A 16988-nucleotide genomic window follows, 5' to 3' on the forward strand; every position below is an offset into this window, starting at 1 on the left:
CCCCGGCCGTCCCGCCGGCAGGCACAGGCATCAGGCACCCACGTTGGCAAGCGGCGCCGCAGCAGCGACCGAGAACTTGAGCGCGCGCACGGTCTCGATGAAGCGCTCCTCGATCTCGGCAATCTCGAGCGGATCGATCTTGATTTCGCGGCGCATGACCCACGACACCTCCTTCTTGCGCGCCTCGGTCATCACCGAAAAGAGGCGCTCGCAGATCGGCTCGCCGGTTACCGCGGCGAGCAATTTCGCGAGGTCATAGGTGTCGAACGCACTCACGGCTTCGAACAGGGTGCGCTGGTCGACCAGTTCCAGGTCGGCCAACGTCTTCAGCTCGCTCGTGCCCCGCGGATTGCGCCGGGAAAAATACGTAATGCCCTTTTCCTCGACGTAGTTCAGGACCCGCGTCTTGCGAAACGCGAAGACGTCTTCGGCAATTTCCGCATGCGCGAGCTTGTTGAGAATCAGGTTCTTCTCGACGCCTATCAGGGCTTCGAGGTCGGCCAGCTCGATCAGCTCCAGCTCGCTGTTGATGGACACGTCGAGATCGTGGTCCGCCACCTGCTGGGCCCGTTCCGTGATCCGCACCGGATCGAAGGTGACGAGCTGCCGCCCGGCCGCGCCGTCCTGCGCGGAATAGCGCGCCGACAGCGTGCTCAGGCGATCGGAGCGGCCCGGTTCGAGCGTCACCAGATTGAGTTTTTCCATACGCTTGAGCATTGCCATCACATGCGGACGCGAATGGCCGGCAATCGCATGGCACTTCTTGATGACTTCCGGCAGCGGCACCGAACACTCCTCTCCTTGAGCGCGGCGCGCGCGTCCATCCACGCGGTCCGTGTTGTCGATCCCCGCCATCAACGAGAGGACGTGCGCGTACGAGAGCACGCCCGGAAGAAAATCGGCATGCGTATTGGTGGCGAGAACATCGTCCTTCTTCTTCACGCGTCGAATCATGGTGCGCACGATATGGCGCAACAGCGGCGATACGCGTTCGAGCTCTTCTTCGACGACGCCCGCCGCGATCACGGTCAATTGACAGAAGCTGATGGCTCTCGCGGTATGCGCGCGCGGTTCGGCGGGCAGCAAGGACGCCTCGCCAAAGAACTCGCCCTTGCCGAGCGTGGCGAGGATGACCTTCTTGTCATCGCATTGCGTGGAAATTTCGACTTTGCCGTCTGCGATCACGTAGATGACGGCGTCGCCCGCGAAGCCTTCAGCATAGATGACCTCACCTGGCGCCGCTGTGCGCGGCCATGGCGATCGTTGGTGATTCAAGATGTTCCCCCGGAGAGCTATTGCCTCGGCCATCCCGCGCTCTCGTGAGGCGCGGGTATGGCCGATGGCCCTGACTTGTTTGACAGGATAACGACATGCAAAACGCAAATCTTTAACCTGACAAATCGTCAGTCGAATAGCTGCAACGGCGCAAACGTTTAGTGAAGCAGCGGCGGTCGGTGCGCGATCAGGCTGGGCATGCGCTGCAGCCCCCGGCTACCGTCGCGTTTCGCCCTTCGCGCCGCCAGTGACGCGCAAGGTGAAACCGCAGCAGAATTTTCCGTTATTTCGCCGTGCCCAGATAGGCGGCTTTCAGCGCCTCGACGTCCAGCTTCACCATTTTCATCATGGCTTCGGCAACGCGGGTGGCCTTGACCGGATCGGGGTCGGCGATCATGCTGATCTGCTCGGTTGGGGTGAGCTGCCAGGAGACACCGAAGCGGTCCTTCAGCCAGCCACAGGCCTCAGGCGAGCCGCCATCTTCGATAAAGGCATTCCAGTACCGGTCGAGTTCCGCCTGATCGTCACAGCTCACCATCAGCGAGATCGCGTGGTTGAACGAGTCGGGTCCCGAGGCGTTCATCGCGATGAAGGGCTGCCCAAAGAGAACAAACTCGACGACCTTTGTCGCACCGGCACTCGGCACCGCCGTCACCCGGACGACGCGCGAGTCCGGAAAAATCTTCGTATAGAACGCCGCGGCCTCTTCAGCTTGAGTGGAGTACCAAAGGAAAGGGGTGATCTTTTGAATCGTCATGGCAAATCTCCTGTCAGGATGGACAAAATGCGGAGGAAAACCGCGTGCCACCACTGAGACGACGAAGCAGGACCATCAAAATCGACACCGGGTGCGGAAAAGTTTAACTTTTTTGCCTGCACGATGTCGGACAACTCCATCCGGCCTCTCGCGCCATCAAGGCAGCGTGATCGGCACCGGACGCGTTAGCAAGTCGACGTAAAGGCTGAAAAACCGGTTGTTGTCGAACTGCGTGACATAGGTGATCTTGTTCGGCGACGCCCCCGGCGCGGGCTGGTCGGGGTAGACCGTCACATGCCCCTGATCCTCGCCGCTCGTGGTATCGATATCCAGATAAGCGCTTTTCGTCTGCGTGGCATAGGTCGGATCCATGAAATACGCGATCGTCAGCGTATCGAACAGATGGGTGTTCTCGCCGAACGAACCGGCATTCACAATGCCGTACGCTCGTGTCACCGCTGTCTGCTTGTTCGGGTTGTTGACGATCTGATCGAAGATGCTCTGCGTAAGCGGCACCGTATCCGTAACATCGAGCGGAATGACGGCCTGCGGAATCGTCGTTTGAAGCACCGTGCGCACGGCAAGCGGATCGAACCACCAGTTCAGTTCACCCACGGCGTTCGCATTGCCCGGCACCGCCATCGCCCCGCCCATGTACACGATCTGTTTGATCAGCGGCACGATCTCCGGTGCCTTCATGATCGCCGTGGCGAGATTGGTGGGCGGCCCCACCTCGAGAATGGTGACCTGGTTCGGATAGCGCTTGATGGTCTGGATCATGAAGTCCGCGGCGCTTTGAGCCTGCAGTTTCGTCGACACCGCGAAACCATCGGGCGGCGCAACAAGCTGTGACTGCTGGGTCGGTTCAGGCCGCATCCACGCGCCGAAATAGCCTTGCGGATTGGCGGCCTGCTGCGCCCGAATGCTCGCCACGTCGTATTGCAACGGATAATCCGCGCCGCCGTAGACGCCCACCACGTTCTGCACGCCCATGCGCTCCACGGCCTTCAGCGCATCCGCTTCTTCCTGGAGCAACCAGTCGTTGCCGGTCACGACAGTCAACCCGAGCAGGTTGACCTTGCCCTGCCCCATCAACTGCGTGGTCATGGCGAACAACTGGCCGTCGTCGCCCATCGTGTTGAAGTCCGAGTCGATGATGACCTTCGGCGCGTTGGCGAGTGGATCGGTCGCCGTCACGTTGCCGCCGCATGCGGTGACGACCAGCGACATCATCAGGATGCCTATATATTGTGATTTCATGTTTCGTCCATTGATTCCAGTAGAGATCGCGATTAAACCAGCGGAACACCATCCGGAGATGGTGCCGGTCATTCAACGTCAAGCTACCCAGAGTTGCAGGTCGAACTGCGTCATGTCACAACAGGCATGCGCCTCACACTGCGCCGTCGACTTCCGCGCGAGTCGGAATCGAAGGCTGCGCGCCGGCTCGCGTGACGGAAATCGAAGCCGCGCGTTGCGCGAGGCTGATCGCGCCTTCCAGCGGCTGCCGCGCGGCGAGTTGCGCGGCAAAGACACCGATAAAAGTATCGCCGGCCGCAGTCGTGTCGACCGCCCGCACCTGCGGCGCCGGGAAATGCGTGCCTTCGCCGCCCTCGGGCAGCAGGTAGGCGCCTTGCGAGCCGAGCGTGACGATCACATTGCGGGCGCCGCCGCGTTGCAATTCCAGCGCCGCCCGGCGCGCGCCGCTTTGCGATTCGACCGGCAGGCCGGCGAGTATCCCCGCTTCGACCTCGTTCGGCACGAGGTAGTCGACCAGCGGCAGCCATTCCGCGGGCAGCGGGCCGGTTGCCGGCGCCGGGTTCAGCACGGTGATCTTGCCCAGCCGCCGGCCCAGCGCAAGTGCTGCGTGGACGGAATCCCACGGCGTTTCCAGCTGGCACACCACGACGTCGCTGGCCTTGATCGCCGCTTCCTGACGCGCAACGCTCTCAGGGGTGAGTTCGCCGTTACTGCCCGCAACCACCACGATCGTGTTTTGCCCGTCGTCCGAGACCGTTACCATCGCCACGCCGGTAGGCTGCGCGGAGTCGACTTCGATACCCGCGCAGTCGATGCCCTCCGCTTCCAGATCCTGGACCCGCTGCGCGCCGTTCGCATCCTTCCCCACCCGCCCGATCATCGCCACGCGCGCGCCGATGCGGGCCGCCGCCACCGCCTGGTTGCCGCCCTTGCCGCCGGCAACCTGCGAGAACTCATGTCCGCCGATCGTCTCGCCCGGCCGCGGCAAATGCGGGGCACGGGCGACCAGATCGGTATTGATGCTGCCCACCACGAGCACGCGGCCCTGCTTCACTTCTTTCGACACTTTCACTCTCCCGCCGACCCGCCATGCGTGGTCGCCAATGATCAATTATGCGGCGCGACGCCGGCTTCTATAGGTATCCAGCACGACAGCCACCACAATGACGGCCCCCGTGATAATGCGTTTGGTCGGCTCGGTCGCGCCGATCTGGGCGAGACCCGCGGCCAGTACCGAGATGATCAACACGCCAAAGAAGGTGCTGATCACCGAGCCGCGGCCGCCCATCAAACTCGTTCCGCCGATCACCACGGCCGCGATCACCTGCAGCTCGATGCCCGAGCCGGCGTTCGGGTCCGCGGCCTCGAGCCGCGAAATCTGGAACAGCGCCGCGAGACCCGACAGCAGTCCCATCAGCGCAAATACGGCAATCTTGTAGGGCCGCGGATTGACGCCCGCGAGGCGAACGGCTTCCTCGTTCGTGCCAATGCCCACCAGATAGCGGCCGAACACCGTGCGGGTCAGCACCCATTGCGCCACGATCATCACGACGATCGCAATCAGGAACGCGGGAGAAATGCCGAACGCAATCGGATTGGACAGGAAGTCGAACGCGTCGCCGATGTAGGCCGTGCGGGAGTTGGTCATCTGATACGCGAGACCGCGGGCCGCCTCGAGCACGCCGAGCGACACGATGAACGAAGGGATCCGCCAGGCCACGGTGATCGCCCCGGTCACGCAGCCCGTCAAGGCCGCGCCCGCCATGCCGAGCAACGCGGCGGGCAACGCCGGCCAGTGCCACTGCAGGGCTGCGACGCTCGTGAGCGCCGCGCCGAGCGCCAACACGGAGCCGACCGACAGGTCGATCCCGGCGATGATCAGCACGAAGGTCATGCCGACCGACATCACGACCAGATCGGGAATCTGATTCGCAATCGTGCTGAAGGTGTCGTAGCTGAGGAAATGCGAGCTCAGCAGCGAGAACAGGACGATCATCCCGAGCAAGGCGCCGAGCAGGCCGAGGTAGTTCGAGAATCCCAGCCGCGTGCCGATCGGCTTCGCGTCTTTGGGCGGTTCGTTCTGCACGGTAGGCAGGCTGGTTGGTGCGGTCATGCTTCAATACTCCACAGATTTTTCGTCGGACGCCGGGGTGCCGGGCGCCCGTGCGTCGGGTTCGATCGGATCGTGCAGCAGCGCGTCACGATTCGTGTAGCCTGCGAACGCCGCAGCCAGCAGCGAGTCCTGGGTCCAGCTGCCGCGCTCGAACAGGCCGGTCATGCGCCCTGCCGACATCACCCCGATCCGGTCGCAAATCGACATCAACTCGCGCAGATCGCTCGACACCACCACCAGCGCGCGGCCTTCGCGCGCCAGCGCGCCCATCAACGCATAGATATCGAACTTGGCGCCGACGTCGATGCCGCGAGTGGGCTCGTCGAACAGCAATACCTGGCAATCACGCGCGAGCCAGCGGCCGATCACCACCTTCTGCTGATTGCCGCCCGAGAGTTCGGACACCGGTTGCGCCGGCCCCGTGCTGCGGATGCTCATCGCGTCGATCTGTTCGCGCGCCAACGCCGCCTCGCGACGGCCGTCCACCACGCCATGCTTCGACACCGCGCGCAGGTGCCCAAGCGAGATATTGGCTGCGATGGGCTGCGTCAGCAGCAGGCCCTCGCCCTTGCGATCCTCGGTGATCAGTGCGATGCCGTTCTTCACGGCATCCGCGGGCGACGAGACTTTCACGGGTTCGAGTGGACCGCCGCCATGGGCGATCGACACCATGCCGGCATCCGCGCGATCGGCCCCATAGATGAGCCGCATCAGTTCCGTGCGGCCCGCGCCGATCAAACCGCTGATGCCGAAAATTTCGCCCGCCTTCACCTCGAAGGACACATCGCGCACGGCCGGTTCGCGGGTCATGCCCGTGACCTTGAGTGCCACGCCGCCAATGCGCCGCTCGCCCAGATCGATCCGCTCGCCGATATCTCGTCCCACCATCAGCGTGACCAGGCGGTCGGCCGACAGATTGGCCATTTCGTCGACATGGACGAGCCGCCCGTCGCGAAGCACCGCGGCGCGGCGCGCGATCCGCCGCAACTCTTCCAGCCTGTGCGAGATGTATACCAGCGCCACGCCGCGCGCCTTGAGCCGCTCGACCTGCTCGAACAGCAGGTCGACCTCGCGGGCGGTCAGCATCGCGGTGGGTTCGTCGAGAATCAGCACGCGGCAATCGCCGATCAGATTGCGCGCGATTTCGACCATCTGCTGATGCCCGATGCCCAGCGTGCCCACCAGCGTGTCGGGGTGGATCGCGTCGAGCCCGACTTGCGCCATTGCGTGCCGGGCGTCTTCGCGCAGCTTCGTACGGTCGATCCGGCCGAACAGGCCGCGCTGCGGCAAACGGTTCAGAAACAGGTTCTCCGCCACCGAGAGAGTCGGCAGCAGGTTCAACTCCTGCATGACCATGCGCACGCCGAGCGCCTCGGCGTCCTTGCGGCTGGCCGGTGCGTAAGCCGCGCCGCCCAGCGTCATCGAGCCGGTGGTCGGCGTGACGAGACCGCCGACGATCTTGGACAAGGTGCTCTTGCCCGCGCCGTTCTCGCCGGTCAGCGCCAGCACCTCGCCTGCGTGCAATTCCAGCGAGATATCGGCGAGCACCGGCCCGGCGTAGGTCTTGCCGATGCCTTGCACGCTCAGCACGGGCGGGACATCGGTCAAGGATAGGATGGGAGTAGACATCAGATCGATAAAGCGGTGACAAAGATCAGGCAGCGTGGCCCGCCATGCGTACGGGCCGGGCCACGCGTTGTGCCAGTCTTACTTGGTGACCAGATCGACAGGCGTTTCGACGACGCCCGACAATTCCGACTGCTTCTTGTGCTCGGCGAGCGCCTTGAGCGCCGTATCGATACCGAATACGGCCTGCTTGGCGGCGTACTGATTCGCGGTGGCGAGAACGCGGCCGTCGGCGAGCATCGGCTTGATCGCGTCGATGTCGTCGTAGCCCACCACCTGCACCTTGCCGGCCTTGCCTGCCGCGCGCACCGCCGAGACCGCGCCGATTGCCATGTTGTCATTGCCGCACAGCAGCGCCTTGACGTCCGGGTTGGCATTCAGAATCTGGCTCGCGACGGCGTTGCCCTTGTCGATTTCCCACTCACCCGATTGCAGCGAGACGACCTTCATGCCGCCCGTTGCCATGGCCTGCTTGAAGCCGGCCGTGCGTTGCTGCGCGTTGGTGGTGGTCGACACGCCTTCGATAATGGCGACGTTGTCACCCGACTTGAGGTGCTTGGCCAGATAATCGCCCACCTTCTGCGCGCCCTTCGCGTTATCGGGGCCGACGAACGGTATGTTCAGGTCCTTCGACTTGAGCACGGCCGGATCCAGCTGGTTATCGATGTTGACCACGATAATGCCGGCGTCGACCGCTTTCTTGAGCACCGGCACCAGCGCCTTGGAATCGGCCGGGGCGATCACGAGTGCGTCGACCTTCGAGACGATCATCTGCTCGACGATGCGAATCTGGTTAGCCGTATCCGTCTCGTCCTTGATGCCGTTCGTGACGAGATCGAATTTCGTGGGATTCTGCTTCTGATAGTTCTTCGCGCCGGTTTCCATGGTCAGGAAAAACTCGTTCGCCAGCGACTTCATCACCAGAGCGACTTTCGGCTTGTGGGCAGTCTGGGCGAACGCTGCGGGCATCGGCAGAATCGATACGGCGAGGAAAGCCGCGCTGGCTACGATAGCGCGACGCCGCGCCGGTTGGAAATGACGAATCATTAATGTCTCCTTTTTGCTCGTTCGGTCTACGTACTGATAGCCGTTGAGTCGCGTGATGGGCAGGTTCGCCACACTTGCCGCCACCCCCGGTGAAACCCTTGGGTTCCTTGCCAGATGCTGGGACGAGTACGGCCAGGTCCAATGCTATCCTCGCGATCCACGTTATGCTATGCCCAATTTTAAAACTTAGCGTTACAAAAATGGAACACATAGACTGGGACGACCTGCGGATTCTGGTGGAGATCGCGCGCGGCGGAACCATGCGAGCGGCCGCTGCGGCATGCGATCTGAGTGCGCCGACCCTGTCGCGCCGCCTGACCGAGCTTGAACGGCGGCTGGGCGAGCCGCTCATCGACCGGGTCCCGTCGGGCTGCACGGTCACGGCCTTCGGCGCGCGGGTGCTGGCCTGGGCCGAGCAGATGGAGGATCTCGCCCACCAGATCGAGCGCGCCGCGGACGTGACCGGGGGCGCAGCCGCTCACGGCACGGTGCGGATCAATGCCGTCGAATGGCCTTCTTACATTTTGCTTAAGCTGCTCGGTTCGTTCCAGGATCGGCTGCCCGGCCTCGCCATCGAAGTGCTGACTTCAAGGCGGCCATATAGCCTTGCCCGCCGCGAAGCGGACATCGCGCTGTGGTCTGATTGCCCCGACGAGGGCGATCTGTATGTCCGGCGCATCGGCAGGATCCGTTTTGGGCTCTACGGTTCGCGCGACTACTATCTGCGCCACAAGGCGGCGATCGTGCGCAAGGAATGGGACAAGCTGTCGTTCGTCGGTTATGACGACCGGCAGCCCGATCACCCTGCCACGCAATGGTTGAAGAGCCTGCCCGGCGCGCCGGCACCCTCGCTGCGCAGCAGCTATGGCATGGGCGTATTCGACGGCGTGCTGGGAGGCTCCGGGCTCGGCGTGCTGGCTCAACTCGCGGGCGACACCACGAGCGACCTGGTCTGCGTCGAGAAGCACATCAAGGCGCTCGACCAGGACGTGTGGATGGTGCTGCATCCCGCCCTGCGCGATAGCGAGCGCATCCGGACCGTGGCTAACCTCATTGCCGAGATTTTTCGTTAGACCGGCGCGCGGGCCGGCGCGTCGAATCCGGCTGCTGGCTGCGTGCAAACCGTTCGTCGAAATCGCGTACCAGCATCCCGACTGTAATTGCGCCGAACCGCGCAAGCAACGCAGCTTCCGCCTCTCGAACCGTCTCTGACAGACGGACGTTGACGGCTTGCTCGACGAGACATTCCGGATGATCTTCCGTGAAAAGTTCGGAAAAAATCGGTGGCTCCCCGACGGCCCGGTAGACGTCCAGCAACGTCAGTTCATCAAGATTTTTCGACACGATCCAACCGCCGCCGTGCCCTTTCTCGGACTGCACGTACCCCTGATCTCTTAGCCCGGCCAGCATGCGCCGCACGACGACGGGGTTCGTGCCCAGCATCTGCGCGATCGTTTCAGACGTCAGCGGGCCATCATGCCGGTCCATGTGAATCAGGGCATGCAGCATTCGCGACAGGCGGCTATCCGTTCTCATTCATCGCCTCAGGTTCAGGAAGCATGGCGGACGAACCCACTCACGCAACATTCGAAGTTGCGTTAAGTATAGCATCGCCCTATCATGCAACTCGTGATGTTTCATGAAGCGGTTGACGTCATTTTGACCATAGCCCATCGATGTGGACGTCGGCACAAACCAGGAGAAAGGATATGCATACCCAGCATGATGTGATCGTTGTGGGCGGGAGTTTCGCGGGCCTGTCGGCCGCCATGCAGCTTGCGCGCGCCAGAAGGAACGTGCTTATCATCGACACCGGCTTGCCGCGCAACCGTTTTGCCTCGCACGCTCACGGCTTCTTCGGCCAGGATGGCAAACCGCCCGCGGAGATCATTCGCGAAGCTGCGTCGCAGCTTGCGGCCTACCCAACGGTTCAGTGGGTCAAAGGCGAGGCTGTCACCGCGCAACGGACTGACAACGCCTTCAGCGTCGCGCTTTCGGACGGCCGCATTGAATCGGCTTCCCGGCTTATTCTCGCGACCGGCGTGCGAGACGAACTGCCCGTCATACCGGGCTTGCAGGAGCGCTGGGGCAGGACGGCACTGCATTGCCCGTACTGCCACGGGTACGAGGTTCGGGACCGGCGTCTCGGCGTACTGGGCAATCATCCGTTGTCGGCTTACCAGGCGCTCCTCATTCCCGACTGGGGTCCGACGACGTATTTCACGCAGGGCACCTTCGAGCCCGACGCAGGACAACTTGCCCATCTGGCGGCGCGCAACGTTCGCATCGAGCGCTCGCCGGTAGTCGAATTGCTCGGACAAGCTCCGCACCTCGAGGCGCTCAGATTGGCCGATGGACGCGTTGTCGCAATCGACGCGCTGTTCGTCGCACCGAGGACGCACATAAACAGCACGCTCGCTGAACAACTCGGCTGTGCATTCGATGACGCGCCGCTTGGGCCCGTCATCAGGGTCGACGACCTGAAGCAGACGACAGTAGAAGGCGTCTATGCGGCGGGCGACGTGTCGAACAAGATGACCAACGCGACGTTTGCGTCGGCGGCCGGCGTGGCAGCGGGCGTCGGTGCGCATCATTCGCTGGTGCCGGAGCTGGCACAGCACAAGTAAGCCCCATCGCGGCGCACCCTGCGCTAACCCGATGGCGGTCCGAATCCGGGCCGCCACTCGCGCATCAAACACCCATCTCTCGCCCCCAAAGCGCTCGGCACGCTCTTCGTCGAGTTGTTATTTTCGTTTACCGATGTAATGATATAACATTCTGGCGCGTCGAACGGCGTAGCCGAAGAACGTCGACAAGACGGAAACGCATCCATCCAGTGCTCAACCCTGAATAAACAAAGATGAAAAACCGCACGCGCGTCTCTCACGCAGCCTTGCTGCTGTTCGCTATCGCCGCTCATGTCCATGCCGCGCCCGACGACGCTTCGGTGACGGGCGCCGTCACCGACACAGCGGGCAAGCCCGTCCGGAACGCCACGGTGAGCATTCAGACCGCAAGCGGCGCCGCCATCAGCGAAGCAAAAACGGACGCGGACGGCCATTTCGCGATCGCTCACGTGAGTCCGGGCACCTATGCGGTTGTCGTCACGGCACCGGGGTTCGCGAGCGGCAGCAGCATCGCGACCACCACCGCGGGCGCGCCAGGCGCGGTCAGCATCAAACTCGCTCAAAGCGACACACTCGACGTTCAGGTGAATGCAAAACGTCTCGATCGGGCCCGCAATGGGCTGCAGCCGGAAACCGGCAGCAGCGTGTACCGCTTCAGCCAGGCCGATATCAACGCCCTGCCCGCGGGACAGGACACGCCGTTGAACCAGGTGTTGCTGCAGGCGCCCGGCGTGGCAAGCGATTCCTATGGTCAATTGCACGTGCGCGGAGACCACGCGAACCTGCAATACCGCATCAACGGCATCATCATTCCCGAGCCGATCAGCGGTTTCGGCCAGTCGCTCGACACTCGCATCATCGACCAGGTCAACCTGCTCACGGGCGCATTGCCGGCGCAGTACGGCTACCGCACCGCAGGCGTCGTGGACATCCGCACGAAGTCCGGCGATGCAGGCAACGGCGGGTCCATCGACGTGTTCGGCGGCAGCCATCAGACGATCAAGACCAGCGCGGATGTATTCGGCAGCCAGGGGCCGTTCAGCTATTACTTCAGCGGCTCGGTCGGCATGAACAACCTCGGGATCGAGAATCCCACTTCGAGTGCCAACGCGATTCACGACCACACCCGTCAGGGCGATGCGTTCGGCTACATGTCGTACATCATCAACCCGCTCACGCGTGTGAGCGTGATGTTCGGCACCACCAGCAACCAGTTCGAGATTCCGAACACGCCGGGCTTACAGACCAACTTCACGCTCAACGGCAACAACACCTTCGACTCAAGCCAGTTGAACGAAACGCAATCGGAGTTGAACAACTTTGCCGTGGTCGCGCTTCAGGGCACCAATGGCGGCGCGCTCGACTATCAGGTCGCCCTCTTTACGCGCTACACGCGAACCCAGTTCAATCCCGATCCGGTTGGCGATCTGCTCTTCAACGGCGTGGCGTCGCAGGATTTTCACAGCAATTCGGCCAACGGCGCGCAGGTAGACACGACCTGGCGGCTGAACGACAAGCATACGGTTCGGGCCGGGATCTTCTTCCAGCAAGAACACGCGGTGTTCAACGACAGTGTCAACGTATTCGCGACGGACAGCAACGGCAACCAGCTATCCGATCAACCCTTCAATATTCAGGACTCCAGCAGCAAGACCGGCTATCTGTATAGCGCCTACGTGCAGGACGAGTGGAAACTCACCGACAAGCTCACGCTGAACTATGGCCTGCGCTATGACAAGATGGACGAGTACGTCAGCGCGAGCCAGCTTAGCCCGCGCATCGGCCTCGTCTATGCGCTTACGCCGACAACGACGCTCCATGCCGGCTACGCGCGCTATTTCACGCCACCGGCGTTCGAACTGGTGTCGGGCTCGACGATCAGCCGCTTTAACGGCACGACCAATCAGAGTCCGTCGAGCGAGAACGGCCAGGTACAACCGGAACGCAGCCATTATTTCGATCTCGGCGTGACCCAGCGCCTGGGCTCGAACGTCACGGTCGGACTCGACGCTTACTACAAGAAGTCGACCAACCTGCTCGACGAAGGACAGTTCGGTTCCGCGCTCATCTTCACGCCGTTCAACTACCGGCAGGGTCGCGTGTACGGGGTCGAGTTCACGGCCAACTACAAGCAGAACAATGTATCGGCGTACATGAATCTCGCGTGGAGCCGCGCACAGGGAACCCAGATCGATTCGGCACAGTTCAATTTCGACCCCGCGGAACTCGCCTATATCAACGATCACTGGGTCTACCTGGATCACGACCAGCGCATTACCGCTTCATTCGGTGGAACCTACGATCTCGGCAGAACGACTTTCACGTTCGACGGGCTGGTGGGAAGCGGTTTGCGTAGCGGCTTTGCGAACACCGACAAGCTGCCGCTCTATGCGCAGGTCAATCTCGGCGTGATACAGCACTTCAATCAGCCGCTGATCGGGAAGTTCGACGCACGGCTGATGGTCGTCAACGCGTTCAACCGCGTCTATGAGTTGCGCGACGGATCGGGTATCGGCGTGGGCGCACCGCAGTATGGCCCGCACTTCGCCGTCTACGCCGGCATCACCAAGAATTTCTGATTCCGTCAGGCTATACAGAGCGAAGAAGAGGTAGGACATGCAAGATTGGGCAAGTGTTCTGGCAGCGGTACGCGTGGGCGGATGGGTCATCTATCCGCTGACGCTACTCGCTATTCTGGCGGTCGCGATTACGCTCGAGCGGGCGTATGTGTTTCTGCGCTTTGGCCGCTTGCCGGGAACGCAGGGTAACGCGCACACCATCACGCACGAAATCGCCGCGCCCGGCTCGGCCCTCGATTGGGCCGGCAGATTAAAGGATGCGTCCAGTCAGAACGCGTTCAGACGCATGAGCGCGCCGTGGGCGCCCGATCCTTCCGTGCCGCTGTGGCTGCGCGAAGCAAAGGCGCAATCGGTTGCCTCGCAGATCGAACGCGACATGAGCAAAGGTTTCTGGGTGCTGGAAACCATCGTGACGGCAGCGCCTTTGCTGGGTCTGCTGGGCACCATTGTCGGCATGATGCATTCGTTCCAGTTGTTCGGTGGCGATGGCCTCGTCGATCCAGGCGGCGTGACAGGCGGCGTGGCACAGTCGTTGGTGGCGACCGCGATCGGCCTGGTGGTTGCGCTGTTTGCGCTCTTTGCATTCAACTATTTCTCGCGCCGGCTCGAACGGCTCATGGACGAACTCGAGTCCTTCGCCAATGCACGGCTCGGCGAAATCCGTCTTGCCGACACGCCCGCGGGAGCGCTGCCGTGAAGTTCAAGCGTTCGCGCGCGGTAAAGCGCGGCCGCATCGAAATCATTCCGATGATCGATGTGATGTTCTTTCTGCTGGCGACCTTCATGCTCGCATCGCTCGCGATGCAACGGCTCGACGCCGTCAAGGTCAATCTCCCGGCCGGCCGCGCACAGCAAATGGCCGCCCATGAACCGCTTACGATTTCCGTGGACAGCAGCAACGCGATCTTTGTGAACCATCAGTCAGTTCGTCTCGATCAGATCGAGCCGATGGTGAAACGGCTGTTGCAACCGGACGGCAATGTCGTGATTGCCGCCGACGACGCTGCCGGCCACGGCGTGGTGGTTCAGGCAATGCTGGCCGCACGCCGTGCCGGCGCCGAGCGGTTCCTGATCGCCGTACATCGTGAATAAGCGGATGCGCGTGGCCGTCGCCGCAGGCGATTCTCCGTCGATACGGTTCGCACTGGCGGTACTGGTCGCGCTAATCGTATGGATAGCGTTCCTGATTCAGGTAGGGCACTGGTTGCGTCCGTCGCCCGCCGCGCGCGTGCAGGACAAGCCCCTCGAAATGCGGGTGATGGAACTCGATCCGCCGAAAGCTACAGTTGCGACGCCTTCCGTGGCTCCGCCTGCGCCCGTTCAGCCCGTCCAGCCCGCTGCGGGCAAACCACGGCAAGCTGCTGATCCGCGCGCTCACACGTCGACGCATTCGCGCACGCCACCCACTGTGCCGTCGAAGCCGGAGGCGCGTCCGGTGCAAAACGTACCGCCGGCTCAGTCGACGCCCGCAATGCAAGAGCCGAAGACGGCCGCCGAGCCGCCCGCGCGCACTGCCGCCCCCTCCGACGAAAGCGCAACCGCTATACCGTCCGCAAAATCAGTTGGCGACGCCGCGGCGCATGCCATTTCCCAACCGTTGCCGCAACTCCCCGACGATTTGCGCGAGCAGGCGTATCAAACCGTCGCGACGGCCCGCTTCGCGATCCACACTGACGGATCGGTCGATGTGGAGCTCATCAAACCGACGCCCAATCCCCGGCTCAACCAGATCCTTCTTGAAGCGCTGCGCAAATGGCGTTTTTTTCCAGCGATGCAGGCAGGGCATCCTGTCGAAAGCCGGCAAGACATTCGCGTGCATTTCAACGTGAACTAGCGAAGCTCAGCCCTTCGTCGCGCCAAACGTCAAGCCGGCCACGAAATGCTTCTGCATGGCGAAGAACATCGCGACAGAAGGCAACGCGGCGAGAATCGACCCGGCGGACACAAGATTCCACGCAGTGGTCCACTGTCCCTTCAACGCCGCGACACCGACAGTAATCGGCGCGGCGTCGTCACCTTGCGTCAGACACAAGGCCCAGAAGTAGTCATTCCACACGAAGGTGAATACGAGAATTGCCAATGCGGCAAGCGCGGGACGGATCAGCGGCAACACGATCTTGAAGAACACGGTCCATTCGTTCGCGCCTTCGATGCGCGCCGCCTCAACCAGTTCGAATGGCAACTGCTTGATGAAGTTGCGCAGAAACAGCGCGCAAAATCCGGTCTGAAACGACACATGGAACAGAATCAGCGCGCTCACTGTGTTGAACAGACCAAGCTGCAACGACAGGTCCCGCACTGGAATCATCAACACCTGAACCGGCACGAAGTTGCCCGCGACAAACGTCGCAAACAGCGTGGAATTGCCACGGAACCGGTAGATGGCCAGCGCGAAACCCGCCATGGCCGCAAGCGCAATCGACCCCACCACGGCCGGCACCGTAATCAGCACGCTGTTCCAGAAGTAGTGCAGCATCGGGGAAGTCGTCAGCGCCTCGCGATAGTTGTCGAACATCGCGAAGTGCTTCGGCCAGCCCCAGTAATTGCCCTCGCTCAGCTCCTCGGTGGAACGCACCGAGGTCACGAGCACCGCGATCATCGGCAGCAGCCAGATCAGCAGCGCGAGCGGCAAAGTCAGTTTGTACGCGCGGCGCGTGAGCGGCTTCCATTTGTCGATCGGGATCGGAAACATGACCGGCTCCTTATTGCTCGGTGCGCAGCATGCGGCGCAGGTGATAAACGATGTACACCAGCATGATCGCGAACAGCACCACGGCCACCGCTGCGGAATAGCCGATACGGTAGTACTTGATCGCCTGGTCGTACATGTAGTACGCGAGCACCGTCGAACTTTCGAACGGTCCGCCGCCGGTCATGACCGAAATCAGATCGAAGCTGCGCAACGCGCCGATCACCGTGACGACGATCGCCATGAAGGTGGTGGGCCGCAATTGCGGCAGGATCACGTGCCACAGCATCGACCAGCCACGCGCCCCCTCCATGCGCGCGGCCTCGATCTGTTCGGCGTTCAACGAAGTCAAACCGGTCAGATAAAGAATCATGCAGTACGCGGTTTGTGGCCACAGCGCCGCGAACACAATCCCGAGCGTTGCGTAACGCGGATCGCCCAGTACCGGCACGCCGTGCCCGAGGATCAGCGCAAGCAAGCCGAAGGTCGGGTCGTAGAACCACGAGAAGATCAAACCGACCACAACGCCCGACAACACGAACGGCGCGAAGAACAGCGATTTGACGATGCGAATGCCGGCCACCGCCTGGTTCAGATAGAGGGCGACGGCGAGCCCCATCGGCGGTGCAAGCAGGAACAGCAGCAGCCAGATGAGGTTGTTCTTCAGCGCCGTGTAGAACGTCGGCGTATGGAACAACTCGATATAGTTGGCGAGACCGACGAAAGACGGGTCGGTCATCCCATCCCAATTGAAAAAACTCAGGCGCACGGTCGAGATGATCGGCCATACGACGTAGATCGCCACCATCACGCAGGCCGGCGCGAGAAACAGAAAAGCGGCGCGGCGCTGCCGTCGCGCGGTCGGCGACGGACGGCGCCGGCGCGCCACGCGAGGCGGCCCGCCGCGCGTAGCACCGCCCGATGCCGGCATGCCTGCACCGGGCAAGCCGGAATCGCCGGGTTCAGCAGGACCGCCAACGGTATGACGGGTGACGGAATGCGACACGATCATTCT

Annotated in this window: 16 protein-coding genes; 6 read left to right on the forward strand and 10 right to left on the reverse strand. The window is 62.4% G+C overall.

Features of this window, described 5'->3' with window-relative positions; translation table 11 throughout:
- Positions 1-30: 30 nt before the first annotated feature.
- The 7 genes from AC57B6_RS06285 to AC57B6_RS06315 form a co-directional block, all read right to left on the reverse strand.
- The gene (locus tag AC57B6_RS06285) at positions 31-1275 is read right to left on the reverse strand and encodes a Crp/Fnr family transcriptional regulator (RefSeq protein ID WP_183799624.1); all 1245 of its coding nucleotides are present in this window, start codon (positions 1273-1275) and stop codon (positions 31-33) included.
- Between the two features lie 283 nt (positions 1276-1558).
- Positions 1559-2032 (reverse strand): VOC family protein, encoded by a 474-nt coding sequence (locus tag AC57B6_RS06290; protein WP_496420857.1) that lies wholly within the window; start codon positions 2030-2032, stop codon positions 1559-1561.
- A 156-nt stretch (positions 2033-2188) separates the two neighbouring features.
- Positions 2189-3292, reverse strand: a complete 1104-nt coding sequence (locus AC57B6_RS06295) for a nucleoside hydrolase (RefSeq protein ID WP_496420858.1) — start codon at positions 3290-3292, stop codon at positions 2189-2191.
- A gap of 133 nt (positions 3293-3425) precedes the next feature.
- Entirely contained in the window at positions 3426-4358 is a 933-nt protein-coding gene (gene rbsK / locus AC57B6_RS06300) for a ribokinase (protein ID WP_496420859.1), read from the reverse strand.
- 45 nt (positions 4359-4403) lie between these two features.
- Positions 4404-5405, reverse strand: coding sequence for an ABC transporter permease (locus AC57B6_RS06305; RefSeq protein ID WP_028194876.1), 1002 nt, complete (start codon positions 5403-5405; stop codon positions 4404-4406).
- A 3-nt stretch (positions 5406-5408) separates the two neighbouring features.
- Positions 5409-7034 carry a sugar ABC transporter ATP-binding protein gene (locus AC57B6_RS06310; protein WP_496420860.1) on the reverse strand — a complete coding sequence of 542 codons (1626 nt, stop codon included), beginning with the start codon at positions 7032-7034 and terminating at the stop codon, positions 5409-5411.
- A gap of 78 nt (positions 7035-7112) precedes the next feature.
- On the reverse strand, positions 7113-8078 hold the full coding sequence (locus AC57B6_RS06315) for a sugar ABC transporter substrate-binding protein (protein ID WP_028194878.1): 966 nt from the start codon (positions 8076-8078) through the stop codon (positions 7113-7115).
- Between the two features lie 200 nt (positions 8079-8278).
- Between AC57B6_RS06315 and AC57B6_RS06320 the strand changes: the two genes are divergently transcribed.
- Positions 8279-9151, forward strand: a complete 873-nt coding sequence (locus tag AC57B6_RS06320) for a LysR family transcriptional regulator (protein WP_496420861.1) — start codon at positions 8279-8281, stop codon at positions 9149-9151.
- On the opposite strand, the gene AC57B6_RS06325 is transcribed toward AC57B6_RS06320, so the two are convergent.
- The gene (locus tag AC57B6_RS06325; RefSeq protein ID WP_042274091.1) at positions 9129-9614 is read right to left on the reverse strand and encodes an Rrf2 family transcriptional regulator; all 486 of its coding nucleotides are present in this window, start codon (positions 9612-9614) and stop codon (positions 9129-9131) included. The two genes, AC57B6_RS06320 and AC57B6_RS06325, sit on opposite strands and share 23 nt — an antisense overlap.
- Before the next feature lie 173 nt (positions 9615-9787).
- Between AC57B6_RS06325 and AC57B6_RS06330 the strand changes: the two genes are divergently transcribed.
- The 5 genes from AC57B6_RS06330 to AC57B6_RS06350 all read left to right on the forward strand — a co-directional run bounded on the left by AC57B6_RS06330 (position 9788) and on the right by AC57B6_RS06350 (position 15118).
- Complete coding sequence (locus tag AC57B6_RS06330) at positions 9788-10705, forward strand: NAD(P)/FAD-dependent oxidoreductase (RefSeq protein WP_496420862.1); 918 nt, start codon at positions 9788-9790, stop codon at positions 10703-10705.
- A 233-nt stretch (positions 10706-10938) separates the two neighbouring features.
- On the forward strand, positions 10939-13284 hold the full coding sequence (locus AC57B6_RS06335; protein ID WP_496420863.1) for a TonB-dependent receptor: 2346 nt from the start codon (positions 10939-10941) through the stop codon (positions 13282-13284).
- Positions 13285-13321: 37 nt separating this feature from the next.
- Complete coding sequence (locus tag AC57B6_RS06340) at positions 13322-13981, forward strand: MotA/TolQ/ExbB proton channel family protein (RefSeq protein ID WP_178371041.1); 660 nt, start codon at positions 13322-13324, stop codon at positions 13979-13981.
- Positions 13978-14376 (forward strand): ExbD/TolR family protein, encoded by a 399-nt coding sequence (locus AC57B6_RS06345; protein WP_106352419.1) that lies wholly within the window; start codon positions 13978-13980, stop codon positions 14374-14376. The genes AC57B6_RS06340 and AC57B6_RS06345 overlap by 4 nt, the downstream gene beginning before the upstream one ends.
- A complete protein-coding gene (locus AC57B6_RS06350; RefSeq protein WP_496420864.1) occupies positions 14369-15118 on the forward strand; it encodes an energy transducer TonB in 750 nt (249 codons plus the stop codon). The genes AC57B6_RS06345 and AC57B6_RS06350 overlap by 8 nt, the downstream gene beginning before the upstream one ends.
- 6 nt (positions 15119-15124) lie before the next feature.
- Here the strand turns inward: AC57B6_RS06350 and AC57B6_RS06355 are convergent, their stop codons facing one another.
- Both AC57B6_RS06355 and AC57B6_RS06360 read right to left on the reverse strand, forming a co-directional pair.
- Positions 15125-15976, reverse strand: coding sequence for a carbohydrate ABC transporter permease (locus AC57B6_RS06355; RefSeq protein ID WP_028194885.1), 852 nt, complete (start codon positions 15974-15976; stop codon positions 15125-15127).
- Between the two features lie 10 nt (positions 15977-15986).
- Entirely contained in the window at positions 15987-16985 is a 999-nt protein-coding gene (locus tag AC57B6_RS06360; RefSeq protein WP_030100277.1) for a carbohydrate ABC transporter permease, read from the reverse strand.
- Between the last annotated feature and the right edge of the window lie 3 nt (positions 16986-16988).

The organism is Paraburkholderia sp. BGA-UO-ETr-F12 (assembly GCF_059567945.1).

What these genes read in the sequence shown, in the direction of transcription:
- AC57B6_RS06315 (WP_028194878.1), bottom strand. Translation starts at nt 8,078, where the DNA reads ATGATTCGTCATTTCCAACCGGCGCGGCGTCGCGCTATCGTAGCCAGC.
- AC57B6_RS06295 (WP_496420858.1), bottom strand. Translation starts at nt 3,292, where the DNA reads ATGAAATCACAATATATAGGCATCCTGATGATGTCGCTGGTCGTCACC.
- AC57B6_RS06310 (WP_496420860.1), bottom strand. Translation starts at nt 7,034, where the DNA reads ATGTCTACTCCCATCCTATCCTTGACCGATGTCCCGCCCGTGCTGAGC.
- AC57B6_RS06320 (WP_496420861.1), top strand. Translation starts at nt 8,279, where the DNA reads ATGGAACACATAGACTGGGACGACCTGCGGATTCTGGTGGAGATCGCG.
- AC57B6_RS06325 (WP_042274091.1), bottom strand. Translation starts at nt 9,614, where the DNA reads ATGAGAACGGATAGCCGCCTGTCGCGAATGCTGCATGCCCTGATTCAC.
- AC57B6_RS06305 (WP_028194876.1), bottom strand. Translation starts at nt 5,405, where the DNA reads ATGACCGCACCAACCAGCCTGCCTACCGTGCAGAACGAACCGCCCAAA.
- AC57B6_RS06335 (WP_496420863.1), top strand. Translation starts at nt 10,939, where the DNA reads ATGAAAAACCGCACGCGCGTCTCTCACGCAGCCTTGCTGCTGTTCGCT.
- AC57B6_RS06290 (WP_496420857.1), bottom strand. Translation starts at nt 2,032, where the DNA reads ATGACGATTCAAAAGATCACCCCTTTCCTTTGGTACTCCACTCAAGCT.
- AC57B6_RS06355 (WP_028194885.1), bottom strand. Translation starts at nt 15,976, where the DNA reads ATGTTTCCGATCCCGATCGACAAATGGAAGCCGCTCACGCGCCGCGCG.
- AC57B6_RS06360 (WP_030100277.1), bottom strand. Translation starts at nt 16,985, where the DNA reads ATGATCGTGTCGCATTCCGTCACCCGTCATACCGTTGGCGGTCCTGCT.
- AC57B6_RS06330 (WP_496420862.1), top strand. Translation starts at nt 9,788, where the DNA reads ATGCATACCCAGCATGATGTGATCGTTGTGGGCGGGAGTTTCGCGGGC.
- AC57B6_RS06340 (WP_178371041.1), top strand. Translation starts at nt 13,322, where the DNA reads ATGCAAGATTGGGCAAGTGTTCTGGCAGCGGTACGCGTGGGCGGATGG.